Annotated in this window: 24 protein-coding genes; 8 read left to right on the plus strand and 16 right to left on the minus strand. The window is 40.5% G+C overall.

The window, feature by feature from the left end:
- Window positions 1-7 precede the first annotated feature (7 nt).
- Both H5180_RS05410 and H5180_RS05415 read right to left on the minus strand, forming a co-directional pair.
- Entirely contained in the window at window positions 8-253 is a 246-nt protein-coding gene (locus tag H5180_RS05410) for a DUF3297 family protein (protein WP_149982278.1), read from the minus strand.
- 79 nt (window positions 254-332) lie between these two features.
- Complete coding sequence (locus H5180_RS05415; protein ID WP_182717542.1) at window positions 333-494, minus strand: hypothetical protein; 162 nt, start codon at window positions 492-494, stop codon at window positions 333-335.
- Window positions 495-605: 111 nt separating this feature from the next.
- On the opposite strand from H5180_RS05415, the gene H5180_RS05420 reads away from it, so the two are divergent.
- From H5180_RS05420 to H5180_RS05440, 5 genes are all read left to right on the plus strand, one after another.
- Window positions 606-2,684, plus strand: coding sequence for a TonB-dependent siderophore receptor (locus H5180_RS05420; RefSeq protein ID WP_182757859.1), 2,079 nt, complete (start codon window positions 606-608; stop codon window positions 2,682-2,684).
- On the plus strand, window positions 2,674-3,819 hold the full coding sequence (locus H5180_RS05425; protein ID WP_182757860.1) for a DUF1624 domain-containing protein: 1,146 nt from the start codon (window positions 2,674-2,676) through the stop codon (window positions 3,817-3,819). The genes H5180_RS05420 and H5180_RS05425 overlap by 11 nt, the downstream gene beginning before the upstream one ends.
- Before the next feature lie 399 nt (window positions 3,820-4,218).
- The gene (locus H5180_RS05430; RefSeq protein WP_257325195.1) at window positions 4,219-6,492 is read left to right on the plus strand and encodes a ferritin-like protein; all 2,274 of its coding nucleotides are present in this window, start codon (window positions 4,219-4,221) and stop codon (window positions 6,490-6,492) included.
- A gap of 13 nt (window positions 6,493-6,505) precedes the next feature.
- Window positions 6,506-7,447: a DUF692 domain-containing protein gene (locus H5180_RS05435; protein ID WP_182757862.1), complete on the plus strand. Its 942-nt coding sequence runs from the start codon at window positions 6,506-6,508 to the stop codon at window positions 7,445-7,447.
- Window positions 7,444-8,322, plus strand: coding sequence for a DNA-binding domain-containing protein (locus H5180_RS05440; RefSeq protein ID WP_145240180.1), 879 nt, complete (start codon window positions 7,444-7,446; stop codon window positions 8,320-8,322). Before H5180_RS05435 ends, H5180_RS05440 begins: the two co-directional genes overlap by 4 nt.
- Before the next feature lie 45 nt (window positions 8,323-8,367).
- Here the strand turns inward: H5180_RS05440 and nudB are convergent, their stop codons facing one another.
- The 14 genes from nudB to H5180_RS05510 form a co-directional block, all read right to left on the minus strand.
- Window positions 8,368-8,811, minus strand: a complete 444-nt coding sequence (gene nudB / locus H5180_RS05445) for a dihydroneopterin triphosphate diphosphatase (RefSeq protein ID WP_182757863.1) — start codon at window positions 8,809-8,811, stop codon at window positions 8,368-8,370.
- 65 nt (window positions 8,812-8,876) lie between these two features.
- Window positions 8,877-9,605 (minus strand): sulfite exporter TauE/SafE family protein, encoded by a 729-nt coding sequence (locus H5180_RS05450; RefSeq protein WP_182757864.1) that lies wholly within the window; start codon window positions 9,603-9,605, stop codon window positions 8,877-8,879.
- Window positions 9,606-9,633: 28 nt separating this feature from the next.
- Window positions 9,634-10,323, minus strand: a complete 690-nt coding sequence (locus H5180_RS05455) for a pirin family protein (protein WP_182757865.1) — start codon at window positions 10,321-10,323, stop codon at window positions 9,634-9,636.
- Window positions 10,324-10,439: 116 nt separating this feature from the next.
- Window positions 10,440-11,336, minus strand: a complete 897-nt coding sequence (locus H5180_RS05460) for a LysR family transcriptional regulator (RefSeq protein ID WP_182757866.1) — start codon at window positions 11,334-11,336, stop codon at window positions 10,440-10,442.
- A complete protein-coding gene (locus tag H5180_RS05465) occupies window positions 11,329-13,182 on the minus strand; it encodes a monovalent cation:proton antiporter-2 (CPA2) family protein (protein ID WP_145240191.1) in 1,854 nt (617 codons plus the stop codon). The genes H5180_RS05460 and H5180_RS05465 overlap by 8 nt, the downstream gene beginning before the upstream one ends.
- A 52-nt stretch (window positions 13,183-13,234) precedes the next feature.
- Window positions 13,235-14,086, minus strand: coding sequence for a pirin family protein (locus tag H5180_RS05470; RefSeq protein WP_145240193.1), 852 nt, complete (start codon window positions 14,084-14,086; stop codon window positions 13,235-13,237).
- A 446-nt stretch (window positions 14,087-14,532) separates the two neighbouring features.
- Window positions 14,533-15,423 carry a DUF4097 family beta strand repeat-containing protein gene (locus H5180_RS05475; protein WP_182757867.1) on the minus strand — a complete coding sequence of 297 codons (891 nt, stop codon included), beginning with the start codon at window positions 15,421-15,423 and terminating at the stop codon, window positions 14,533-14,535.
- Window positions 15,424-15,650: 227 nt separating this feature from the next.
- Window positions 15,651-18,047, minus strand: coding sequence for a PKD domain-containing protein (locus tag H5180_RS05480; protein ID WP_182757868.1), 2,397 nt, complete (start codon window positions 18,045-18,047; stop codon window positions 15,651-15,653).
- A 317-nt stretch (window positions 18,048-18,364) separates the two neighbouring features.
- A complete protein-coding gene (locus tag H5180_RS05485) occupies window positions 18,365-19,207 on the minus strand; it encodes a DUF4198 domain-containing protein (RefSeq protein WP_182717530.1) in 843 nt (280 codons plus the stop codon).
- Window positions 19,208-19,243: 36 nt separating this feature from the next.
- Window positions 19,244-19,747, minus strand: coding sequence for a DUF2271 domain-containing protein (locus H5180_RS05490; protein WP_145240201.1), 504 nt, complete (start codon window positions 19,745-19,747; stop codon window positions 19,244-19,246).
- Window positions 19,747-20,379, minus strand: coding sequence for a PepSY-associated TM helix domain-containing protein (locus H5180_RS05495; RefSeq protein ID WP_182757869.1), 633 nt, complete (start codon window positions 20,377-20,379; stop codon window positions 19,747-19,749). Before H5180_RS05495 ends, H5180_RS05490 begins: the two co-directional genes overlap by 1 nt.
- A 76-nt stretch (window positions 20,380-20,455) precedes the next feature.
- Window positions 20,456-20,851 (minus strand): YbaN family protein, encoded by a 396-nt coding sequence (locus H5180_RS05500; protein ID WP_182757870.1) that lies wholly within the window; start codon window positions 20,849-20,851, stop codon window positions 20,456-20,458.
- 298 nt (window positions 20,852-21,149) lie between these two features.
- A complete protein-coding gene (locus tag H5180_RS05505) occupies window positions 21,150-22,448 on the minus strand; it encodes a porin (RefSeq protein ID WP_145240207.1) in 1,299 nt (432 codons plus the stop codon).
- A gap of 118 nt (window positions 22,449-22,566) precedes the next feature.
- Complete coding sequence (locus tag H5180_RS05510) at window positions 22,567-23,061, minus strand: MarR family winged helix-turn-helix transcriptional regulator (RefSeq protein WP_145240209.1); 495 nt, start codon at window positions 23,059-23,061, stop codon at window positions 22,567-22,569.
- A gap of 335 nt (window positions 23,062-23,396) precedes the next feature.
- Between H5180_RS05510 and H5180_RS05515 the strand changes: the two genes are divergently transcribed.
- The 3 genes from H5180_RS05515 to H5180_RS05525 all read left to right on the plus strand — a co-directional run bounded on the left by H5180_RS05515 (window position 23,397) and on the right by H5180_RS05525 (window position 26,417).
- Window positions 23,397-24,248, plus strand: a complete 852-nt coding sequence (locus H5180_RS05515) for a D-hexose-6-phosphate mutarotase (protein WP_145240211.1) — start codon at window positions 23,397-23,399, stop codon at window positions 24,246-24,248.
- Window positions 24,249-24,316: 68 nt separating this feature from the next.
- A complete protein-coding gene (locus tag H5180_RS05520; RefSeq protein ID WP_182757871.1) occupies window positions 24,317-24,889 on the plus strand; it encodes a PH domain-containing protein in 573 nt (190 codons plus the stop codon).
- Window positions 24,882-26,417: a PH domain-containing protein gene (locus H5180_RS05525; RefSeq protein WP_182757872.1), complete on the plus strand. Its 1,536-nt coding sequence runs from the start codon at window positions 24,882-24,884 to the stop codon at window positions 26,415-26,417. Before H5180_RS05520 ends, H5180_RS05525 begins: the two co-directional genes overlap by 8 nt.
- Window positions 26,418-26,526 lie beyond the last annotated feature (109 nt).

The raw sequence follows: 26,526 nt of genomic DNA on the forward strand, positions 1-26,526 counted from the left end.
AGTTAGTTTACTTATAAAACGCTTCTACTGTGCCTTTTACTTTCATAAGTAATGGCTGGCCGCGGCGGTCTAGTGCTTTAGGTGCGGCTACTTTGATCCAACCTTCACTGATGCAGTACTCTTCAACGTCAAAACGCTCTTTGCCGTTAAGTGTAATGCCGATTTCATGCTCGAATACTTCTTCTACATAAAATTTGCTACGTGGGTTGATCGAAAGTTGATCTGGTAATTCTGGTTTATTTGTATCAGTCATAATTGTGATCTGCATTGAATATATTGTGTGCCATTGTAGGCAATACAGGCTTTAGGCTCAATATACTGATCAAAATAAATTAACTGCACAGTTGCTTTGATTGCTTAATACAGTGGCTAATTATTTCGTCACGAGTGACATCTTTGTCAAAGTAATAATCAAAGCGCATAGTGAGGTTAGTCGCTTGCTCTTGCTCAGGCCAATGCCATTTACGAACAAGTTGCAGAGTAGCTGACACCATAGCATTTAGGGTTGGTATTATTTTTTATTAAATTGAACGTTATATTGTATCACTGCTTTGCAATTATGTTATATTATATCCAAACAAGACTAGCAATCATTAAAGTGGATCATGAAGTACTCAGCATTAACTCTTGCCTTTGCAGCACTCTCTTTTGGCTCTAATGCCACAGAATCAGATATAGAAACCATCACAATTGCACATAAACAAGCCTTTAGAGGAGATATTCCTGTTAAAGAGCTGCCGCAGTCAATTACCACATTAAGTAAAGAAATGATGGTTGATAATGGCATCACTAAATTCAGGGATGCACTTGATTTTTCTGCCAGTATTTCTCGCAAAAATAATGGTGGGGCATTGTGGGATAGCTACTCTATAAGGGGGCTATCGGGTAATGAAAATATGCCATCCGGCTATTTAATTAATGGCTTTAGTGGTGGGCGAGGTTTTGCGGGACCACGTGATGTATCTAACATTGAATATATTGAAGTGTTAAAAGGTCCTGGTTCTGCACTCTATGGTCGTTCTGAACCAGGCGGTACAATTAATATCATTACTAAAAAACCACAGTTCTATCAGCAAGGCCAGTTAAAAGCTGAACTTGGCAGTGAAGATCATAAACGTGTGCAAGGTGATTACACTAACGGCCTAACTGAAGATATTGCATTTCGAATTAATGGTGCATGGCAAGATAGTGACAGTTTTCGAGATCACGTACATCATGATAAGTTTGTGATCACGCCTTCGGTGTATTACAGCATCAACGATAAATCGTCATTAACGTATGAGTTTGAGTACGTTGACCAGCAGCAAATGTATGACCGTGGTATTGTTGTACTTAATGAGAACTTTGATACTGTACCTAGAAGCCGCTTTTTAGGTAACCCTAATGATACGCCAACCAACGTGCACTCTCGTGGACATCAGCTAAATTACAACTATGATTTTAACCGTGATTGGTCTCTTTTACTTGGCAGTAGTTATCGCACAGCGACACTAACAGGACAATCTTCAGATGCTGAGCTATCGTCATCACGCCAGTCACTGTTTGATGATGGCAAAACGCTTACTCGCCAGCATCGTTATCGCGATTATGCATCTGATGATTTATCGATACGTTTTGAATTAAGTGGTCACTTTGATTTTGCGGGTATAACTAATCATATTTTGCTTGGCGCTGATGCCTATGATTACGAATTACGTACTGGTCTGTATCGTTACCGAGGTGGCAAAGATACTTATACAATTGATATTCATGAGCCAAATTACAGCACAGAACCAGGCCCTGCTGTAAGCATGCAATATGAAAACAACGAAAAGCAAAATGCATATGGTATTTATTTACAAAACCAATTAGATATTACCGAGCGCTTCAAAGTAATGGTGGGTTTACGTTTTGATGAAATAGAACAAGATATTTTTGAAACTAAGTCTGGCGTTGCCTCTAACAGCAAAGAAAACCGAATCAGCCCTCGTTTTGGTATAGTTTATGAGTTAAATGATGCCATCAACCTTTATACAAGCTACTCTGAAGGCTTTTTACCGCTGAGCGGAACTGATGCTCAAGGTGAACCTTTTGGCTTTGAAGAAAGTGACTCGTTTGAAGTGGGTATGAAGTTTAGCTTTGACAACGTTAGCGGTACACTTGCGTTATTTGATGCAAGTAAAAGTAATATGCTGGTAGCTGATCCGGTGAATGTTGGCTATTCAGCACCGGTAGGTGAGGCGACGAGTAAAGGTTTTGAACTAGACTTAACTGGCTATTTAGATGCAAATACTGAATACACAATCTCATATGCCTACGTAAAAGCTGAAACAGCGAATGATGTAGTTAATGTTGATTGGTTAGTACCAATTCCCAAAGGCAGCCCATTAGTTAACGTACCAGAGAATAACTTTTCGCTTTCATTAAATCATGATACCCGTGTATTTGAGCAAGACATCAAAATTGGTGGTCATTACCAATATATTTCAGACCGACTTGGTGATCCAGCTGATTTAACATTTCGTCTACCGAGTTATCAGTTAGTGGGTTTATTTGCTAAATGGCAAGCAACTAATCGTACGGCAGTGTCACTGAATATTGATAATATATTTGATGAAAGTTACATAGCCAGTAGCTACAACGCATTATGGGCCTACCCTGGCTCACCAACACAGTTTAAGTTGGGCATAAGCTATGACTTCTGAGCAAATTAAAAACCGTATTCACAGTATCGACATCATGCGTGGTGCGGTTATTTTGTTGATGCTCCTTGATCATGTGCGAGAGCGATTTTTCTTGCACATGCAGGTGTCTGATCCAATGAATGTTGATGTAACATCACCGGGATTATTTTGGAGCCGTTTTGCTGCGCACTTTTGTGCGCCAACCTTTATTTTTTTAACGGGGCTTTCAGCGTGGCTTTATAGCCACCCAAGCTCAGGTAAAGTACGCTCTGCACGTAGTTTTTTAGTTAAGCGGGGGTTGTTTTTAATTGCCCTTGAAGTTACGGTTATTTGCTTTTTGTGGATTTGGTTTATCCCGACTATTTTTCTACAAGTGATATGGGCTATTGGCCTGTGTATGTTGGCTCTGGCATTACTAATTAACTTACCGCAACGACTATTGTTAGCATTGGGTTTATTGATCGTTTTTGGTCATAACTTACTTACACCAATTACCTTCAGTCCTGATGAGTGGGGTTATACCTTATGGACTATTCTGCACGATCGTGGCTTTATCTCCGAAGGTGGTTTAGTTAATGTCAAAATCAGTTACCCTGTATTACCTTGGATTGGGGTTATATTACTTGGTTACTGCGCAGGCCCACTGTATGCACATAACCGAGACAGTGAAGATCGTAAACAGTGGCTAATTGGTTTAGGCTTGGCGTGCGCTGCATTATTTGTGATTTTACGAGGTTTAAATATTTATGGCGAAACCTTGCCTTGGCAGCAATTTGCAAGCACAGCACAAACGGCGATGTCGATATTTAACGTTACTAAATACCCCCCGTCATTGAGCTTTTTATTAATTACTTTAGCGCTGATGTTTTTTGGCTTATGGTTTTTTGAGCGTCCGTTAAATCGCTTTAGTAATGCTTTAAGAGTGTATGGCTCGGTGCCGATGTTCTTTTATATTTTTCATCTTTACGTTTTATTGATTTTATACACAATTTGCAGTGCTATTTTTGGTGCTAATCATGGTGCATATTTTGCCGTAAATGATATTACATGGATTTGGTTAATTACGGTTGTGTTAGCCGTTACTTTATATTGGCCAACTAAGGCATTTAGTCACTATAAGCGCAAAGCAAATAAACCTTGGTTAAAGTATTTATAGTAACAAACAGCGGTTATAGCGCCGGCTATTTATCCACTTGTTATACCTAGCTTTTGGGGCTGGGTATAACAAGGATATTCAGTATTAAATCTTACTTGCAAATCTACAATGATGCCGATAGAGGTAAATATTCGCAGTAAAATGATTGCTACTAGCGGGTAAACGATATTACTGAGCCGAAACAGCATAATGCTTGTTGGGTGAACGGACGCCACTTTAATGTGCTTATCAACGCGCTTTTTACTGTTTTTGAATAAAGTATTAGTTTTACTTCTGTACCAAATATCTACTTTTGTAATGTATTGTAATACTGCATCGCTGATGAAACCTTCTACACTCATTTGACTTACGCGACAAGTTTCTTGGTCGCATATAACTGTCATCATGGAGCAATTGAAAATGCAGAGTGCACAAAAGGCGGTAAGGATTAACCTCGATCTTGATCTTAAAGTCAGCATCAAACAATACAAAAAAATTAAAGAGCGTCCCGTAAGTTACAAAGACGCTGATATTGCGTGTATAAAAGCCATCGCACAAGCTGCGATTAACGTTGAGTTATTTACCATCCCGTTATATATGACAGGTCTGTATTCAATACAAGGCATGCATGCAATAGGTGGGGATGAAGGCTTGTATCCCGAGCGTTTATGGCCTGGGTTAGGGGCAACAGCAGGCTTTATTCCTAATGAACGAATAGCAAAATTAGATATTACTCCAACGCCAAAACCCAGCAAGCCACTGAGCGTAAATGAACAGGCGTTTAATGCTGTTTATAGTGTGTTTATAGAAGAAATGCTGCATTTACAGTTGGCTTCTAATATCGCCAGTAAACTAAATCTAACTCCTTCATTTACCAGTAATGCACTGCAAACAGAAAAGTTTGGTTGGCATTGTTATGACGATACAACGCAAATCCCGCATATCTTAGATTTTAAAGACTGCAGCCGTGATTTATCAAAACTTAGCCCTAAAGTGAAAGAATACTTTACAACTCACTTTCAGGGTCAAACGCTACAAGATATGCGAGTCAATGCAGCTGCATTGACAAAAGAGCAGGCTTTACTGTTTTTATTGATTGAAGAAACCGAGGAAAGTGCAAAAAAATTAATAATTAATAAAGATTTAGATGGAGTTCGCCCTAAATACTTTGAAACAGCTCCTTTTGATTGGTTTAAAGCAACAGATACAGAAGTTGATTTACCTATGTTTGGTTCTATCGGGCATATGTATTGCTGTTATTGGGACTATCTTGAAATTGTGTATGAGGATGGTAGTAGCTTAATTGATATTTTGGTGAATCCAGCTAAACCTGATTCCGTGCAACGTGATTACTTTAATACTCGTGACTCAGCCGAATATAAACCGCAATACCCGGGGATTAATGGTTCAATCAATGAAAGTAATGATCTAGATAAGTTAAAAATTGAAATTGTTAATAATATCAATGCAATAACGGATCAAGGTGAAGGTAAAGGTGTTGTTTCTGAAATCTGCAGCCGCTGGGCGGCAGAGAGTTGGGTAATAACGTATTTGCAGCAACAAACGGTAGCATTGAAAAGCACACCGATTGAGGCAGATGATCATCAGGTCGCTGCTAAGTTTCAACCTAATGCTGATAACCTAAAAGAAGATTACCCAGCGGATAGCGCTGGGCAAAAGCCACTTCCGTTATCTGGTATTGCATGCGCACGTATTACAAATACTAAAAAAGATCATTTTATTACCTTTGCTGATGTACTTGATTTGATTATTCAATATGAATACCAAGAGGGTCAATCTTACAGTGATAACAACGCGGCCCAAGTGTATATGACCTGGCAAACGTGGCATAACTTGTGCGGTAAATTTACAGTAGCAATGCTTAACCCGCAAGGTGGCGATAAGGCTAAGCATAAGCACCCAGATTTACCTGCTGTAGTTGATGTAGAAAAAGCATTGAATAATTTGTTTTCTAGCCCTGAACGTCGTGCACAAACACATCAAATTTTTAGTGAATCAGCGGTTGGCACTTTAAAAGGACTTACCACAGCATTGGATCGCTATTGGGGTGGTAAAACGACTGAGTTTCCAGGTCCTGCAATGGGTGGTTCGGGCGATCGAGTATCTATTTGTTGGGCTACAACAGGGCAGGCTCCAGATCTGGTTGCGGGTATTGCGGATATGTCTAAGGATGTTTTATACCATGCATGCCAAGGTATGGATTATACAAAAGAAAATTCAAATAATTTGCCTCCCGCAACAGTGTTCCACAGCTGTAAAGGTTCGAACAATTGCAAAGCGCAAGGTGGGTGTGGGTTTGTGCATAGCACAACACCGGGAGGAAGCTGTGGTGGTAGCGCCCCTGCTGATGGTCCATTTAGCGCTCCTGCAAATAACAAATGTAATAATTTAGGTGGCTGTGCTGTGCCGATTTCTGCCTCGCAGCTATTCCCAAAAGAGCCATCAGCAAAACCCCAGATGCAATTATTTGAATTTGGTGATGGACCAGACTATGCATCTACGGCTAAACCATATACCGACCCAGAAACAGGTAAAGTTCTAGAGCAAATGCCATTTAAAGAAGGTGATGCGGTTTACAGTATCGCGTGGCAGGCCTATTGTAATGCAAAAGGAGTGCAAACTACGCCGCCACCTGCAGATGATATTCGCTTAGCGCTTCCGCCTTCAACTTAATTGGATTGAATACATGACATCATACATACAGAAGCAGCCTTTTGCTGCTTCTGCTATTGAGCAAATAAACCCGCTAGGCTTTGGTTTGGGGTTGCGCAGTGAGCATTATCCGTACTTAATGCAAAAACCAGTAACAGGGGTTGATTGGTTTGAGATCATTAGTGAAAATTACATCGATAATTATGGCTATGGCCGTCATGTATTAGAACAATTGATGGCTGATTTCCCTATTGTTATGCATGGTGTGTCTATGAATATAGGCAGTAGCTCTGCGCTTGATTTTGACTATTTAGAAAAGTTAAAAGCATTGGCGGATTTTGTAAAACCAGCGTGGATATCAGATCATCTATGTTGGACAGGCTTTGCAGGAGTAAATAGCCACGATTTACTACCTATGCCGCTTACTGAGGAAAGCTTAAAGCATGTTATTAACCGGGTTAATCAGGTACAAGACTTTTTACAGCGGCCATTAGTGCTGGAGAACCCCTCTACTTATTTAGAGTTTCAAAACTCGTCGCTCACGGAGCCGGAGTTTTTTACGCAGCTGGTCGAACAAACACAGTGTGCTATGCTGCTAGACGTTAATAATGTTTATGTGTCGGCGTATAATCACGGTTTTTGCCCAAGGACATATATAAAAAACTTACCGCTTAAAAGTATTGTGCAAATGCATTTGGCGGGGCCAACACTCAGCGGGCATTGTTTGATAGATACCCATGATAAACCAGTTCCTGAACCTGTATGGGAATTGTATCAACTCGCGCAATCTTTATGTGGGCCTGTCTCGACTTTACTGGAATGGGATGCAAATATTCCTGCGTTTCCTAAATTAGTCGCTGAGTTAAACAAAGCTAAAACTGTATTAGCGGGTCAAATTCCTCATGCTCCAGTACAAAATAGCCACCAACAAGGTTGTATTTCTACACCGCTGGTTTTAGCTAAAGAGAAATTATGAGTGAACATTCATTGAGGCAAGTGCAACATTGGTTGCAAACAGTATTAATTGTTCGTGGTGATTTGGATGATAAACTCTTACAGGCATATGCGCATGATGGCGTTATGCTTGATACGCTAATTAAAAGTACAGATAAAATTTCAGCCCAGCAGCGAGTAGATATTTACGCTGCAGGTTATGTGCTAAGGCTTGTGGATTGTTTACGTTGTGAGTTTTCATTGTTGGCGCAGTATATGGGAGATTCGTTATTTTCCACATTTGCTAAAGCATTTATTGTGACGGTGCCTTCTAAAAGTTGGAGTCTATATTATTTAGGTGAGCAATTTGCCGAATTTTTAGCACAAACTAAACCACAAGGTATAATCGATGTTGCTCAACAAACTATGGTCGATTTACCTGCTCAAATAGCCTTATTTGAACGCACCAAGTCTGAGGTGTTAGTAGCCCAAGGTCTTGAAAAAAATGTAACGGCAACCGAGCTTTCTATCGAACAGCAAATGCTCACGTGTTTAGTAAATAATACTGATATTCAAGCGGCGCCTTGTTTGCGGGTAATAACATTAGATTACCCTATTTTAGAGCTCATTTCACAAATTGAAGCCTGCATAGTAAAATTAGAAGTAATGCCTGATGAGTTGATTTTACCTATTCAGCAACCATGTTACCTTGCTTTAACACGTATACATTATAGATTTAGAGTCTGGTCTTTAGCTCATTGGCAGTATTTGCTACTCGGTTTTTGTATACAAGGAAGTAGCTTTAATATGGCGATTAAGCAAACAGCATTACAGCTAGAGGTTTCTAGCGATGAGTTGACCTCAGACGCAATGATGTGGTTGCCACAAGCAATCAATATGGGCTTATTGTTTCAATAAGTGCTACAAGTAAGCAGTTAACCTAATTGATAACAATTAAATAAACTATAGCGCCAAGATTTCATCGCGATTACTTGGCGACCAGGCTTTGTCAGCCGCTTGTTGTTGCGTTAGCCAAATAAAATCGGTGTGCTCATTCGGATCTAAAGTAATGGCGATATCATTGGGTACGCAAATACTAAAAACATACTCAGTATTAATTAACGCATTGGCTTGATAGCGGTGTCGCCATGACTCTCTAATGGTATATTGATTGGTTTTTTGGTGATCGCGTATTGTTAAACCCAGCGCGCGGGCATCTATCCCTGTTTCTTCTAATAGCTCACGGTAAGCTGTCACAACAGGCGTTTCGCCTTCATCAATCCCGCCGGTGACTGATTGCCAAAAGTTAGCATCATCGGTACGTTGGATCAGTAAACAGTCTTTATTTTTTTTATAAATAACAACCAGTACAGAGAAGGGTTTACGAAGTGGTTGGTTATTTAACAAAATAGAGCCTTAAATAGCGTTTGTTGAATCAGTTTACCTAACTACGAAATGTTTAACTAGCCAGATCACATCACTAACAACCAAATACCCAGCAACAAGAGTAGTATATTCATTATTTTCAGAAACTGCGAAGTATTGAGTTTGCCCTGCAACCAGATCCCTAAACGATTACCACAAAAAGCAATCGGCAAGCTGGCAAGTGCAATTAATGCCCACTTTATTTCGATTAAACCCAGACTAATAAAGCCAATAAGCTTGACGGCATTCATCATCGCAAAAATAATCGCCACAGTTGCGACAAATCGTTTCGGTGGTAACTTAATGGTACTGAAATACATTATTAAAGGTGGGCCGCCAGCATGTACTAAGGTACTTGCAATACCGGCTAAACCGCCCATAGAGAAGGCACCTAAACGGCTATTTAAGGCACTAAAAGTAAACTTGCTAAAGGCTAAACTGCGAATAGCAAACACTATACATAAAATAGCAATCGCTGTTTTTATAAACGCCGCATCTAACCAGCCAATTAACGCATGTGCAATAACTACGCCTACCAATAAACCCGGTAGTAAGCGTTTAAGTTGCTGTATATCCCATTGTTGCCAGTAACTTTTTAAACTAAAGACATCGGCAACAATAAGTACCGGTAGCATCAAACCGATTGCGGCAACGGGGGGCATCACTAGCATTAGTAAAGGGACACTAAACACTCCAAGCGCTCCTGCAAAGCCTGATTTTGACACGCCGGTGAGCAATACGACAAATGCGATGATAGAGAGGGTTGTTACTGTCATTGGTTTTTTTACTTACTGATTATTTACTTTATGCTGGTAGATCAAACCACAGCGCTTCTAAGCTGCTGGTGGCTGTTAATGTTACCCGTTCATTGCGATTTAGTGCAAAGGCATCGCCGTTACTAAAATTTTGCTTGTTAGCGTCTATATGCCCGCAGATAATATGCAAATAACCTTTTCTATCCGCTGTTTGCAATGTATGCGATTGACCCTCATCAAGTTTTAAACGATAGATACTAGCATCTTGGTTGATGCTCACGCTGCCGTGTTCGCCATTTGGTGTAACAAGTGGTGTAAGCTGAGTTGTTTGCGGAATACTTTTTTGCTCATAGCTAGGGGCTATACCACGCAATTTGGGTTGTATCCAAATTTGTAAAAAGTGCGCTGTTGCTGAATTTGAAGCATTATATTCGCTGTGCATAATGCCACTACCGGCACTCATCCGCTGCACGTCACCAGCAGGAACAATGTATTCATTACCAGTGCTGTCTTGGTGTTTTAATGCGCCGGAAATGACATAGGAAATTATTTCCATATCTCGGTGCCCGTGAGTGCCAAAGCCTTGGCCTGCAAGTACTTTATCTTCGTTGATCACTCTAAGCACCGACACCCCCATGTGTTTTAGATCATGGTAATGGCCAAATGAAAAACTATGCTGACTTTGTAACCAACCAAGATCAACTTGGCCGCGCTCGCTGGCTTTGCGTATGTAGTGCATAACTTAACTCCTGATTAAACCCTAATTTGAATAGCAGCAGTATAAGTTTTATAAGGAAGATTAAAATCGCTTTTAAAAGGACTATTTGTTCTAATTAATAGAATGAAAGCCCTTGATTAGCAATCAAGATCAGCCTGCATTACTTGATATCGTAACTCGCCAATAAATGTGCGCGCTGCCGGGCCAAGGCGATCACCGTCTTTAAACAGTAAATGTAGCATGGCACTGCGCTTACTATTGTGGCTAAGATTAAGGGGCTTGAGCTGATTTTGTGCTAACTGATTGGTAATCGCTGTGCTAGGCAGCCAAGCAAAGCCTAAGCCGTTGCTGATCATATCAATGGAAGTCCGCATATGGCTTACTGTCCAGCGCTGGTCGGCACCTAACCAGCCACCGTCTTGTTTATTGTGTAAGGCAGAATCGCGTACCACAATTTGTCGGTGCGATTTTAAATCTTCAAGGGTGATAGGCCGAGTGATGCTATGTAACGCATGATCTGGGTGCGCAACAGCAGTAAACTCGATATTGCACAACTCTTCACTAAACCCGGCTTTGCCAGTGAATCCCGATATTGCAATATCGGCACTGGTGTTCTCTAGTAATTCATTCGCGCCAGTCAGTACTGATTCGTATAATTCAATACGTAATAATGGATACATTGCCGAGGTATTGTTGAGTACTTTATAAAGCAGTGCTTGCGGAAAAACTTCATCAACAGCAATACGTAATTTGCTTTCAATCCCCTCACTGAGAGTCTGCCCAATTGCTTCTATTTTGGCGGCTTCATCGAGTAGGTAATTAGCGCGGCGCATCATCATCTCACCAGCTTCGGTGATCACTGTTTTACGTCCTTCAATAGTAAATAACTTAACACCTAAAGCGGTCTCAATTTTACCAACAGCATTGTGAATACTTGATTGGCTTTTATAAATTTTTAGTGATGCTTGATTAAAACCGCCATGTTCAACCACAGCCCTAAACATACGCCATTGCTCTAAAGTTATTTTAAGCATCTTTATGGTTGTCCTCGCAGTCACCTTGGTCACAGGTATTGAGTGATTCTCTGGCACGTTTATCTTGATTGAGTACTTGTTTTAGATCTTCAGTACGTTGGCGTACCGCTACACCATAACTGTGATCATCGCCCCACAGTTTTGCTAATTGCAGTACTGAAGCACGATCGTGCTCTCTAAATAAGTGTCCTGCGCGCTGCGAGTCTTCCTTTGAATTTCCTAATAGTTCTAGGGTTTCAACGGCAAGGTTGATGGCGGAGTCAACGGTTTCTCGGTTAAACGCATCAACGTGCAAATTAAGTAATTGGTAAGCATGGCGACGATCTTTAGCGCGCGCCACAATCTTTAAGTGCGGAAAGTGTTTGCGGACAAGTTTAACTATTTCGAGAGTTTTGTCGGCATTATCAATAGCAATAACCAGTAATTGTGCGGTATCAGCTCCAGCGGCTTCGAGTAGTTCTTTACGTGCTGCATCACCATAATGCACCGTATTACCAAAGCGGCGCAGCAGATCAATTTGGCTAGGACTGTGATCAAGGACACTAATATCATACCCTTGGGTGCTCAGTAAGCGCCCCATAATTTGTCCAAAACGGCCGTACCCAGCAATGATTACGTGTTTGGCTGGGCTTATCTGCTCTGGTTTATCAAACTCAGGTTTTGTTGTTGTGTTGCTACGTTTTTGTAATGTGTCGTAAAGCATTAATAGTAAAGGGGCTATTAACATTGAGATGGCCACGACTAAGGTGGTTAAGTTGCTTTGTTCTGGGGTTAAAATTTGCAATGTATTAGTCATCGTCAGGAGCACAAAAGCAAACTCACCACCTTGTGCTAGGGCTAAAGTGAATAACAGTTGCTGGGTATGATGAATTTTAAAAGTTCGTGCTAAGGCATACAAAACAGCGGCCTTTACAACAATTAAAGCTGCAACCAATGTAACCACTAAAGTAAATTGATTAAATAACAATGCAAAGTCGATAGAGGCACCGACAGCGACAAAAAACAATCCTAATAACAGTCCTTTAAAGGGTTCTATATCGGCCTCTAACTCATGACGAAATTCACTTTCTGCCAGTACCACACCAGCTAAAAAAGTCCCTAACGCTGGAGATAAGCCAACATTTTGCATAATCAGCGCAATCGCTACCACTAAAAATAACGCAAATACAGTGAATATTTCCCGCATTCTGGTTTCAGCAATGTACCTAAATAGCGGCGCAGAAATATACTTACCAGCTAAAATAATTGCCGCGATCACTGTTACTGAGGCGGTTACTTGCCCCCAAACTGGCCAATCGGCAGTTAGCGAATTATGCGTGCTGGTGGCATTTAACATTGGCTCAAACGCCAATAATGGTAGTAATGCTAAAATAGGAATAACGGCAATATCTTGAAATAGCAGTACCGAAAACGCATTTTGGCCGGCTTCATTTTTCAGCCAACCTTTTTCTTCCAGGCTTTGTAGCACAATTGCTGTTGAAGAAAGCGCGAGCATTAAACCAATTGCTAGTGCTGTTTGCCAATGCATGGCCATAAACCAATAACAAATTGCAAAAATTACCGCGGCTGTTAGGGTTACTTGCAAACCCCCAAGCCCTAAAATAGAGTGGCGTAACTTCCAAAGCCTTGCAGGTTGTAGTTCAAGGCCGACTAAAAACAGCATCATTACTACACCAAATTCAGCAAAATGCATAACAGACGTTTGATCGCCCACTAACCCCAGCAAATACGGGCCAATTAAAATACCTGCCAGCAAATAGCCGAGCACGGAGCCTAACCCAAGGCGTTTTGCGATAGGCACCGCAACAATGGCTGCGGCTAAATAAATTAATGCGATCTCTAACATAGTTGTCCTTTGCTAATACTGGCTAACTTATTATGCCTTAAAATACTGTTTACTATAGCGGAATAAATTCTTTATCGTCACCAGGGATTTTTGGGAAACGTTGAGTTTGCCAGTCTTGTTTTGCCTGCTCTAAGCGTTCTTTGCTATAAGCAACAAAGTTCCAATGCAAGTATGGGACTTTTTCAAATTTATCGCCACCGAGCAAAATAAAGCGTGCATCACTGGCAAAGTGAATATCAGTATCGAGGTTATCAAGTAGGATAAAATCACCTGCTTGATAATCCTGTTGACCCACGGTAACGCTTCCATAAATAACATATAACGCGGTTTCTTGCTGTGGGTTAGGCGACTTAATTTGACTATTGGCGCTGCCAACCACATCAATATAAAACATGGGGGAGTAGGTTTTAACTGGGGAGCTTAATCCGTAAGCTTCACCAACAATTAAGCGCATCATGATACCTTCATGAATTATGTGTGGTAGTTGCTGTTTTTTTATATGGGTGAATGAAGGCTCAATCTCAGTCATATTTTCTGGTAGCGCAATCCAGCATTGTAAGCCGTCAATATGATGCGGGTTAGCGCGCACTTCAAAGCTTTCTCGTTCTGAGTGAACAATGCCTTTACCTGCCGTCATCCAGTTCACATCGCCTGGGTGGATTTCTAAATTATTACCTAGCGAGTCGCGATGTAAAATGCTGCCGCGAAATAAATAAGTGAGTGTTGATAAGCCTATGTGCGGGTGAGGGCGAACATTGATCCCTTGGCCAACAGGAAAATCGTTTGGTCCCATGTGATCAAAAAAGATAAATGGTCCCACCATTTTTTTATCAAAATTAGGCAGTACGCGCTTTACGTTTAAGCCACCAATATCATGTTCAGTTGGGTTGAGTATTTTAGCCATGTTTTGCTCCTTAAAGGTGACCAAGCAGAGTCACGTTGATTCGATTAATTGAATACATAAGTTATAGCCCTAACAATAGATGATCACTTAATTTCGAGTGTCACTATTGATGCTTGATTAATAATATACTCAGGTTAAAAGAACGAAAATTAGTAAAAATAGGCATTAACATTCTTTTTTAAAGAATTTTAATGGTGTGTTGTATGGCACTAAAAGGAGCTTTATGCGTAGTAAACAGTGCTTACTATTACTTGTTGATGTTTTTAATGCAAAATACCGCAGGTAGGGAAACTAGCGACGACACATTTACGCTCATCAAGCATTGCGATAAGACGCTGAGGGTATTTGCGATTAGCAAAACATAGCAGTTGTTGTGATCACACGACCGACAACACAAAATTAGACAGTAAAAAACGGCCAATTACTTGGCCGTTTTACATCAAGAGTTAGTTAAGTTTTACTGGGCCGTTGATATTATCGATGCTCAAATCACCAGAGCCAGCGTCAATGATGGTGAGACCTTTACTGTCGTTAACACGAATACTGCCTGAGCCATCCTCAATGGTGACTAGGCCATTTACATGTTCAACATAAATATCACCCGATTCATCTTCAATGGTGATGTAACTGCCTAGAGTTTTGGCATTGATGCTGCCAGAGTTATCGTCAATATCTACGCTGCCAGTGATATTAGTAAGGGTTATATCACCCGAATCATCTTCAATAGTCATATTGCCAGCAACGTTACGTGCAGTAATACTGCCAGAGTCATCACTGATCTCTACATTACCAGTAATATTTTGCAGATCGATATCCCCTGAATCATCGTCAATTGTGACGTGATGACCTTGATCAATACGAATGCTCCCTGAGTCGTCATCTATAATGATATTACCTAGTACACCAGCAATATCTATATCGCCAGAGTCATCGTCAATCTCAAGGTTAAATGAGCTTGGCACAGTAATAACTAAATCAATACTGGGTGAATTACCTTGATATACCACTATTCCTGATGAACTATAATTTTTTGCTATAAGTACGGCTTTATCGCCTTTTTGTTCCAGAGTAAGTATGTAAAGGTCATCACTTTTTGCTGTATAAATAGTGGCATCTACGCTGATGTTAGTTGCTGTGGTTGAGCCGATCACTTTAAGTGAACCCGCCTCAGCATTAATACTTAGTTGCTGTAATTGTGACGCTGATATTGAGCGTTGCTGCTGTTGTTGTATATTGGCTGACGAGGTTGAAACATGCACAATACAGCCACTGAGAAACAATAGGCTAGTGGCAATAGGAAGGGCTTTGGCTAGCAAAGAAAGAGGTTTGTTGATCATTATTTATTTTCTCATTGTTAATTATATTTTACGATTTGCTAATTTATAGCAAAAACAAAGCCAAAATTTAATGATTTGTTTTTATTGGTTTTTATTTTTATTATCAGATAAGTATAGCGAATAAGTGGTCAAAAATACCAAATTTAGGGTTGTTCTTAATATTCTTTAGATTGGATCTGGAAGGTACGCTAAGCCACTTCAACACGCGTGAAGTGGCTTAGTTTTTTCTAATTATTACAAATGGTGATTATCGCTAAGTTTGGGGGCGACTGAGAGTAGTAAATAGCAGTACTTGAATAAGATGTATTGCGCACATTGTCTTCAACCACGGTTATTTCATATGTTGCAGTTACAGGGAGTGCAATATTTAGTGTGCTATCTAGATATGTGTTATTACTTTTTTGTAATATCAAAGGCTTGGTTTCATCATACTGAGCCTGAAAACTATTCGACGTTAAAATAGTATCGATCATTTTAAAGCGCAGATTTACGGTGTCGGGTCCAGTAAAATCAGGACAGACGAATACAGAGACTTCTACATCTTGAAAAACCGGTAGGCTTGTTTGATTAATATTAATGATAAAATCATTTTGTGTTATCGCTGCTGAACTATACTCGCTAGTTGCCAGTCTTTCATCTGCTGTAGAAATACTAACAGTTGCGCCCTGTTCAACACTAACTATTGCCTCAAAGAAGCCGCTGCTATTTGTAGTATGCTGCTTACCATTTATCATCAGTATAGCGTTATTGATACCAACTTTAGCTACGTTGGTAATTTGTCCTTTAACTATGCCTGTTAGTAAAGCGGAATCGGTAGCAGAGATCGCAAACTCCATTACAGCTGCATTGCCCTCAGCATCAGTAACAGTAACAGTTACATTATAGCTACCTATAATATCAGGGGTAAATTCAGCGACGCCATCTTTTATGTTTACCAGTGCTGCATTTGACTCATTAGGCTTGGTAAGCCCCCAAGTATAATTAAGATTGGTCTCTTCAGGGTCGTAACTTTGGCTAACATCAAATGTTACTATATTACCAACAAAAGCCTGACGTAATTGTTCGCCTTTAGAAATAATGACTGGCTTTGCATTGTCTCTAACTATGATAGTAATTGTTTGCGTATCGGAGTCCTTATTACCATCATTGGTACGTAACGAAATAACAAAACTTCCTGCACCTGATGCTTTAAAGTAAGGTTTAGCAACGTCTGTGTTAGAAAGCGTAGCACGTCCTAATGGCGATAAAATTTCCCACTGGTAGGTAAGCTCTTTGCCTTCAGGATCTGTGCTTTGTGAGCCATCAAGTTGAATTTCTTCATCGACTAAAATAGGTGCTACATCAGCAATAATCGCTGTTGGTTTTGCATTGGCTTGAGCGTGAAGAACGCTTGTTGCTTGCTCAGAATTAAGCTGTCCGTCTGATACGATTAATGTGATCACATAATCACCTTCAATATCAGCACTGATAGAAGGGGTTGCTGTCGTACCTTGGATTAGCTGCGCTATACTATTCTCAGGTCTGCTTTTTATCTGCCAAAGGTAGCTCAAGGGTTGCCCTTCAGGATCGTTGCATTGTTCGCATTGCAGAGTAATAGTTTCAGCTAAGTTAATGTTTCTCTCAGCTACAAGTTGTGCAATAGGAGCTTGATTTGCTATCTCTACAGTTAAAGTAACTGTGGCGGTATCAGTTTCACCGTATTGATCTTTAACTGTTAGTGAGAGCGTGTACTCACCGAGGTCTAAAGAAGAGAAGCCTGCGGTATGGCTTAAGTTATCAGTGAGTGTCGGGTTGCTATCGGCAGGTTGTGCGGTAATAGTCCACAGATAACTTAGTGTATCACCTTGATCAGGGTCACTGCTTTGCTTGCCATCTAATGTGACTATGCTGCGAGGAGCGACGGTTTTATTTTGTACTTTAATAACCGCTTGAGGAGCTGAATTTTCGTATAAAGACTCACTTTTTATCATTACCTCGTTGCTTGCTGTTTCGCCCAGTGAATTAGTAATGGTTAGCTTTATTGCGTAAGCACCTGTTTTATCTGCAATGAATTTGCTGGTAACGCTATTATTATTTTCTATGATTGCATTGCTGGTAAGAGGCTTTGCCGTAAACTGCCATAAGTATTTATTTATTACACCGTTAGATGTGCTACTTAGCGCACCATTTAATGCAACCACATCACCTTGTTTTACTGTTTGAGTAAGTCCTGCATGAGCAATTAATTGCGTTGGCTCGGCTTTAATTTCAATTAATTTTTCAACTGGGGCGCTCGAAAGTTTGCCATCGCTCACAACTAGAATTAGTTTATAACTCTTTGCTTCAGCAAGTGATACTTCAACTTTACTTTCATTATCAACAGCAAGAGCGAGCTCATTTTGTCCGTCTGCAGTGGTTAAGCGCCATTTATAAACTAATGAATCGCCGTCGGGATCGCTACTTTTTGTACCGCTAAATGTTAGCGCGGTATTTACCCGCATTTCACCGGTTGGTGCACTGATCATGGCAACGGGTTTATTGTTAGTGACTTTATTGGTTGGTTTTTTTTCTGAGTCACCACCTCCTGAGCCACAGGCTGTGAGAGTTAGGATCAAAGCTAGCTGGATTAAAAAACTCCATTTCATATTACTTTCCTTGTTGTTGGTTTTGTTGTGTTTAGTGGTACTGTAAAGCTAAGCCTGTAGTGCTTGCTATTAAATTTAAATGAGGATTATTTCTGGTTTGAATTAGGTTGGTATAAAGTCCATTTTTCATAATATTTATTTCCGTTAAATATTTTATAGTTATGTTAATTTAATTGTTTATAATATGAACCCAAAAGAGGGAAAATAAAAGAATTAAATTCAAATTTTAGAAAAATTTTGGCGCTAAGTTGTTTATGTGTTTATTTAGAGTTGTAGGCCAAGCTAAGTTACTTGGCCTTTATTTTTAATGAGGGGTTTTATTCAGGTGCTACATCTAATGTAGTAAATAATGAATAACGTACGCTATCGATACCTTTTTCAGTTGAACCTTCGCTCACACTTGCTTCAATCAGGTATAGTCCAGGGTGTTGCCATGTGTTAGTGAAAAAGCCGTTTTTATCTGTGGTTACTTTAACTTCGCCACGTTCGTTACGATAACGTGTATCACCTTTTAAGATGGCAAGTTCTATGTTGGCAGCAGGTTTACCGTCTTTTAATAACTGAAAACGTGCCTCTTCACCAACAAATAAATCATTAGGATGAGTCGGGCCGCTGATCTCTAAGCCTTGACCAAGTAGCGCAGGTTTTGAGGTGCCGTTGCGGCTTACAAATGTATCTACCGTTGCAATCGATTTTGTGGTTTTAATATCGGTTGCATCAGCTGGGATATCTTTACTGTCTTTAGGGCCAAATACACGGCCACGTTCGCCTTTGGCATCTTTATAAAAAGTCATTAGTCGTGGTTCTTGGCTCATCGTTATATGATAAGTACCTTCCCCAGCTAGTTTTACCGCCGCTGAATTTTTACGTTGCAGATAATATGCACGAATTTTATCGCTAACTGGTTTGCCATCAGGGCCGATTGCCATAATCAGATTATCATCATATTCCGCGCCTTTTTGTGCTGGACGATATGCTTTATCTGGTGCGAAAATTTCATTCGAAATACTGGCATCGATCATCACATAATGTGCTTTGTCGCCTGAAAGAGATGTGTGCGAAGGCACTAACCAGCGAGCATGTGCATTGGCATAGCTAGATGCTAGGGCAGTGAAAGTAAGTGCGCCGATAAATGCGCTTTTAAGTAAATTGATTTTCATAGTCTTTCCTTATTTAAATTGTTTTAGCAGCTACATTTACTGACTTTTAATGGTGACGAAGCTTTGTGAAAATTCATTGGTGCCATCGATGGTGATCTTGCCGTCTTTATTTAGATCAAGTTCTACACGGGTGTAATCACGGCCACCTTCTTCGCGAACGACTTCTAAATTAAGTAAATACTTGCCTGCAGCTACGGCTTTGCCATCTAGATCTGTGCCATTCCAGTTAATGGTGTAAGTACCTGGGCGCTTTGTTGCACCTGTTACACCATCAAAGTTAGCGTCACTTTTTCCGGCTTTACGCCACCACTGGCGTAAGTCTTTAAACCATTCTGCTTTTTCAACCCATAAGGCAACCGTGGTTACATGCTTACGCTCTGGGGTTTCTAGCCAAACCGCGACATAAGGTCGATGGTAAGGTTGTACGTCTAGATCAGGTAGGGTTAGTTCTATTTCAAGTTCAGCGGCATTCGCATGAGGTTGAAACAAAGCTGCTGTAAATAAAACAACAGCGCTTATTAAGGTATTAAGTTTTAGCATTAAGACACTCCTTTTAGTTGCGGAACCCAGCATAAATAAATGACTGCTGGTGTTGCGACCCCAAGCACTGTTAGCCATATTCCTACTAAGCGTTTTTTTCTATTTTGAAATAAAATAATCATCCCGGTGATAGCAAAAAAAATCATTAACACGGCTGATATATCAATCACCCAGCTCCATGCTTCGCCGCTATGACGGCCTTTATGTAAATCGCCAATTAAGCTTAAAAAGCCGCCAGTTTGATATTCGAGATTCAGTTCGCCACTGATGAAATTAAGTTCTGCGAAGGCAAAACCTGCAGGCAGTGGGTAGTCGAGCATCACGAGTGCATCTTCTTTTTCCCAGTCGATACTTTTTACTTTAGTTAAGCCATATTGGTTGGCTAAGTAAGCTTCTATTTCAGGGTATAAAATGGGTAAGGTTGCTAGGTTTTCTTGGCCCTGCTCAAGTAATGCACTTGGGAGTGATGTGGTTAGTTGCCCATCACTTTTATCGCCTTCTAGCCAATCAACATGATTAAGTACAATCCCACTGACAGAAAATAAAGTAAGCAAAAACAGCAGTGCTGTTGATAGATAAATATGCAACGCACGACTGGTACTATATAAAGTTCGTTTATTTATTAACGGCATAAATAATTTAGTAGTTAAGCAATGTTATCTACATGGTAATGATTTGCATTAGTTATCACAACATTATTTACGAAATTTACATTGGTAGGTATTTTGAAGGGCGAGAGAGTAAATAAACCATAACCGCTATTTCGATGCAGGCTACCAGCAGTAAAACCCACCACGGCGGTGCACAAAGCAGCAATACAATAAAGCCAAGTGACATACCAATACCCGCAAACCACTTCGCCTTTACGGGTACTACTTTGTACTTTTGCCAATGGCGTAAGGTTACGCCATAACGAGGATGATTGAGTAACCAAGCAGCGAGTTTTGGGGACGAGCGAGTAAAGCACGCTAATGCCAAAATGAAAAAAATAGTGGTGGGCATCACAGGTAAAACAATACCTATAATTCCCAGCCCAACCAAGGCTAGTCCTAATAGTTGATAGCCAATACTTTTATAAGTGGCTAAAATTACTTTTAAATTCATGAATAGACTTGTGCCTGATAAAGTTGAAAACGGCTAAATGCTTGGCAAGCAACGTTAAACAATATGCTGCTAGTTTACTCAGCATTGTCAGTTAATTGTACTCGATGACGTTATACTCTGCCACGTTCAGCGCCTCAGCTTGCGATTCAACCTGATGCCGCTGTTCTTTTTATATCCTATTATGAGTTGATGGGAATGTAATTGCTTGCAGTCATTGCTTACAGCGTTATGAAGGATGAGTTTATGAGGGGGTAACCTCTTAAGACTAACCCCCCTAATTACAGGCTGACTTTAAAGATTAAAAGTAATAGCCAATATTAATATTAAAGCGACGCTCGGTTTCATTACTATCACCGGCAACAGAGCCACCTACAAATGCTTGATTGCGGGCATGAACTAAATCAAAGTAAGTGAACAAGCCGCCAGCCGCGACGGATACCCCGGTAACATTCATCCAAGTATCGGCAGTGTCATCAGACTTGTTATAGATCGCGCTGTAATCATTATAAAATTGCAGGTTGCTTACTGGACCCCATTCAACCGGTACGCTGTAAGCGACATTAAAGCTACTGGTGGTTGCATCGGTCGCAATAGAGTCATAAAACCCATATGCGCCAACCGCGATACGATTAGTGTCATCGATATTGTAGTCATATTCGCCATGCTGTAGCTGAATATTCCAATTATTGATAACGCTGTTTACATGCAGTGCCCATGCGTTGTAACTTCCTGCGCGGTCTTGGCCGTCATGTAAGCCACCGGCTAAGCCTGATATTCCGACTTCTGTGGTCATGCCTTTGCCGTGTTCAAAGTAATAGGCGTAGCGGCCGGCAAAGGTATTATACTCACCAAGCCCTTTGCTCGGTTCGGCATAAATACCCTCGTCGACGGTGCGACTACCAACAATATCGTACGAATAGCGATGGCTGCGATCTTCAACATAACCATCGACACCACCGAGTTCGTCATTTTTGAAAAAACCTAAATCGAGCTGCCAGTTATCAGCTACTTTACGTTTAAACATCACGCCTAAATCATGATCGTCTTCTAAACCAACGTAGTAGTTTGCACTAAAGAAATAGTTATGGGAGTTATAAGGATCATTACCAAACGGCACTTTTGTGATACCTACTTGCACTTGCCAGTCGTCAGTAAATTGATAGCCTGCCCATGCTGATTTTATTGCGGTCATGTAATCAAAAAAGCGGATCTCTCCGCCGATCAGCACTCCACCAATATCGCCAGAAACATTTAAACGGAAAATATCAAAATCAAAATCGCCACCACGGTTTTTATTGCCGTCATCATATGAGGTGTGACTGTAGTTAGTACGAATTGCACCACCAAATTTAACTCCGGATAGGGCTGTTTCGGTATTATCTTGAGTTTGCTTTGCGATAGTCTTGGTCTGTTCTTCAAGCTGTTGATTAACTTTAGCTTGTTTTGCTTTTTCAGCCGCAAGCTGCTGTTGCAGTTGCTGCATCTGTTGTTGGAGTTGAGAAAGTTGAGCTTGCATAGCATCAATGTCTGAAGCATATGAGGCGCTGCTTGTTGCGCCTAGCATAGTCGCGAAAGCTAACTTTGATAGTTTAAGCATGATAAATCGCTATTCTTGATATAGGTCTGTATAGAATAGACTAATTGTACCTTTAACCCAAGTTAACTAACCATGCGTTCTAGGGTAATCATTTGTTTAATATGATTTTATAAACTATTTATTCGGTGGGTTTGCCTTCAGCGGCGCGGGTCAGCACACCAACTTCTAATAAAGGAGCTGCATCTATACTTTGAGCATCCATCATAGTAGCAATACGCTGCATTGATGATAGTAGCTGGCTTTGTTCCCACTCGTCTAAGGCTGAGAACTTTTCAATAAAGTGTTCTTGTAACGGTTGTGGTGCTGCTTGCAGAATCGTTTGACCATTTGCAGTGAGGTAAAGACTCACTCGACGTTTGTCTAATTGGCTGCGAACACGCGTCACTAAATCGCGGTTTTCTAAGCGATCCAAGATATTAGTTACAGTTGCAGGACTCAGGTTTACATTTTGGGCAATGCGACTGGCTGTAATACCATCAGTTTGTGCTACTTCAGTCATAATTAATAGCTGCGGACCGGTAAGGCCGGAGATTTTATTTAACTGCTTAGAATGGAGGTCGATCGCGCGGATCACTTTACGTAAAGAAACCAATAATTCGTCATATTTTTTCATTTTTATCTCATTCGCAGATGGTTTACGGTCAAGGCGCTCGCGCAATCAATAAATATTACACATCTAATAAATAGAGTTCAAATAGATAAGGTCGATTTATACTGTATTATTGGCTTTACACAGAACTGTGGCTGTTTTTTATTTGTTTTGAGTTGAAATTAAATTTAGTTCATTTGCATATTATTTAATTAAACGTTTTTGGTGCTGAGCTTACCTATAAGTCATGACAGAGTGAAAAATTGTAAATTTGACATAAAAACTCACTAAATAATATTTACTAATTGGTTGGGGATTGGGTAAGGTGAGATAGGTTTTTCATTTTTATGGGACGTATAATGAAGTTATCTCCATCTGTAAGCATCGAACAAACTGACACTGGTTTAGAATATATCAATGTTGCAAGCGAGCTTTGTAGCGCTAAAATTTTTCTACAAGGTGCACAACTCACTGAATTCACGCCAAGTGGCAAAAAGCCATTAATTTGGGTATCAAGCGAAGAAGATTACCAAGAAGGTAAAAGTATACGTGGTGGCATTCCTATTTGTTGGCCATGGTTTGGTGTCAATCCAAATCCTGAGTGGCCAATTCACGGTGTAGCACGTACGAGCTTATGGCGAGCAGATGAAGTTGCAGAGCAAGACGATGAAATTCGAGTTAGCTTAACCTTGCCAATGGCACAAGTTGATGAAACCTACTGGCCACACAAATCAAAGCTAAAGGTTGAATTTATACTAACTAATCAGCTTGAAGTGCGTTTAACAACCACTAATTTAAGTAACCAAACTATTACTTTCACGCAAGCGCTGCACACTTATTTTCCAACCCCTGCTATTGAAGAAACTCAAGTGGATGGGCTGCAAGGTTCCAAATATATTGAGTTTAGCGAAGGCCCGTTTGATCAAGATGGACTGGTTGGTTTTGCTCGTGAAACAGATATGGTTTATACCCAAGCCGCAACTATCCAGCGTATTATTACTCCGGATGGAATTATTGAAGTCGGCCGTGAAAACTCCAGCTCTTGTGTGCTGTGGAACCCGTGGATTGATAAGTCTAAGCGTTTATCTAATTTTGCTGATGATGAATACCATACAATGTTGTGCCTTGAAGCGGCAAATGTAATGGATGATAGTGCGATTGTAGCGCCAGGCGAAAGTCATACCTTAGCGACGACCATTCGCTGGGTGTAATATTGGGCCGCAACTTTGCTATAAATCAAAGCCAACGTATCAAATCGTTGGCTTGTTAAGGAAAAAAAGTGTTCGAAAACCACCAACTGGACGTCTTACCCCAACATCAACAAATAGTATATAAGCCACTGGCAGATAAAGCGTTGCTGCACGCTCAGCTTAACTGGCTGCTGTTTTATCTACCATTAACTGCAATATTAGGCGCTGTTTGCTTTTTTAATCAGGAGTTTGCAGCACTGGCACAAACGAGCTTACTGATTGGTTTACCAATTATTTTAGTTTTATCGCTAGCTTATAATGTTGTCAGTATGCGACTTAAAGGAATTGCTATGCGTGAGCATGATATAGCTTATCGCAAAGGCGTTATTTGGCAGCAGGTGACGATTTTACCTTTCTCACGAGTGCAGCACACAGAAATACATCGTGGCCCTTTGGAGCGAAAACTGGGCTTGGCTAGCTTGCGTTTGTACAGTGCTGGCGGAATGAGCGCCGATCTCAACATTAGTGGCTTAAGTCATGATGATTGTAAAAATATCCGTCAGTATATTCAAAAGTACACTGAAGCAAGACAAGTATCTAACAATACCAGCAATCAAGCCGGTGATAGTGTATTAGCTACTGATGAGTCGTTAAATGGATAATTTGAAATGGCAGCGTGTTTCGTCTTGGTCACTGGTTTATTTTATCGTGCATTTTGCTTTCCGATTTGTCAAAGACGGTGTATTTAACTTACTACCTATTATGGTTGTGTTTGTTACGCAAGTTGAAAATAAGTGGTTTTGGGGGCAAGTTGCATTAGCGGTAGCGATTATTAGCTTGTTAATTTATTCATTTTTTTACTATATTAATTTTCGCTTTTGCATTACTGATGAGCATGAAATATTACTCAATAAAGGGGTGTTTAAAAAAGAGCGTTTAACCTTGAACTTTTTGCGAGTGCAGAATGTTAATATTGCCGAACCGTTTTATTTTAAGCCTCTGGGTTTGGTTAACTGTATTTTTGATGCCGCTGGCAGCACTAGCCAAGAGGCTGTATTACCCGGGGTTACATCGCTATATGCAGAGCAAATGCGCGAGCGAGTATTGGCTTATAAAGAAACCCAACAACAAACTGCAGCTAAGCAGCAACCTGAAGATACACATACCAACGAACCACAACAATGTTTGGTGCTGAGCAATAAAGAAGTTGCAAAATTTGGCTTGATGTCGAATATGGCTATTTTGGCATTAGCAGCGCTTGCGCCTTTTATGAATGTTGTGCTGGAGTTTTTAGAAAAAGCGGTGATCAATCGCCTAGAATCATTCTATCAGCAAGAAGTGGGCGTGTTGGTTGATGCTGCAGCACTCGCTGTGTTTTCAATACTTGTGCTTGTTGTGTTGGTTGCCGTTTTATTATCGGTATTAATGTCATTAATCCGCTTTTATAATTTTCAGCTTTACTTTCAGGCCGGAAAATTTAAACGCATTGCAGGATTATTAGAGCGTCATCAGTTGTCGGTGAGTCTTGATAAAGTACAATCGCTGCTGATTAAGCAAAACCTAATTGCACGACTACTTAAACGTTATACCGTGCAGTGCTTGCAAGCAACCAGCGGCGGCTTTAGCGCGGGCGCAAAGAGCAAACAAAGCTTAGTGATGCCAGTGCTTTCACTTGAGCAAGTAAAACAAGTTTGTCAGTGGGTACATCCTTGGCTTAATTTAACCAGTGATGATTTTAAAGCACTCAACTTTAAAGGTGTCGAAAAAGCGTTACTGATCAAAAATCTATGCTTTTATGCTTTGTTACCGAGCGCTTTAATTGCATTTATGGGCTATGCAGGACAAGGTTACAGCCCGTTATATGGCCTGCTTTGTGCTGTATTACTAAGTTCCTTGGTGTACTTATCATATCGACGATACGGTTATTATTTTTATCAATATCAAGGGCGATATTACGCAGTGTTTCGCAGTGGCATGATAAGTGTGCATTATCGAGTGTTTGAACTATATAAAGTGCAAAGCACGCGCGCAGTAAGCACTTATTTTATGCGAAAAAGTGGTTTGAAGAGCTTGTCTATACAACTCGCTGCGGGCACAGCGACTATGCCTTATATCAAAGCAGAGCAAGCCGATGAAATTATCGACTTTATTCTCTGCCAAGCTGAATCTGATCAACGAAGTTGGATGTAATTCACCGCTTTCAAGTTCTTAGGATGGTATTTTATTAGGTTATAAAGCGTAATAGCGGTAACTCACGTTTTCTTACATTTTTATGCTCTCTTTTTAGACTAAGTTATGA

Source organism: Pseudoalteromonas sp. SR41-4 (assembly GCF_014163985.1).
GTDB lineage: Bacteria > Pseudomonadota > Gammaproteobacteria > Enterobacterales > Alteromonadaceae > Pseudoalteromonas > Pseudoalteromonas rhizosphaerae.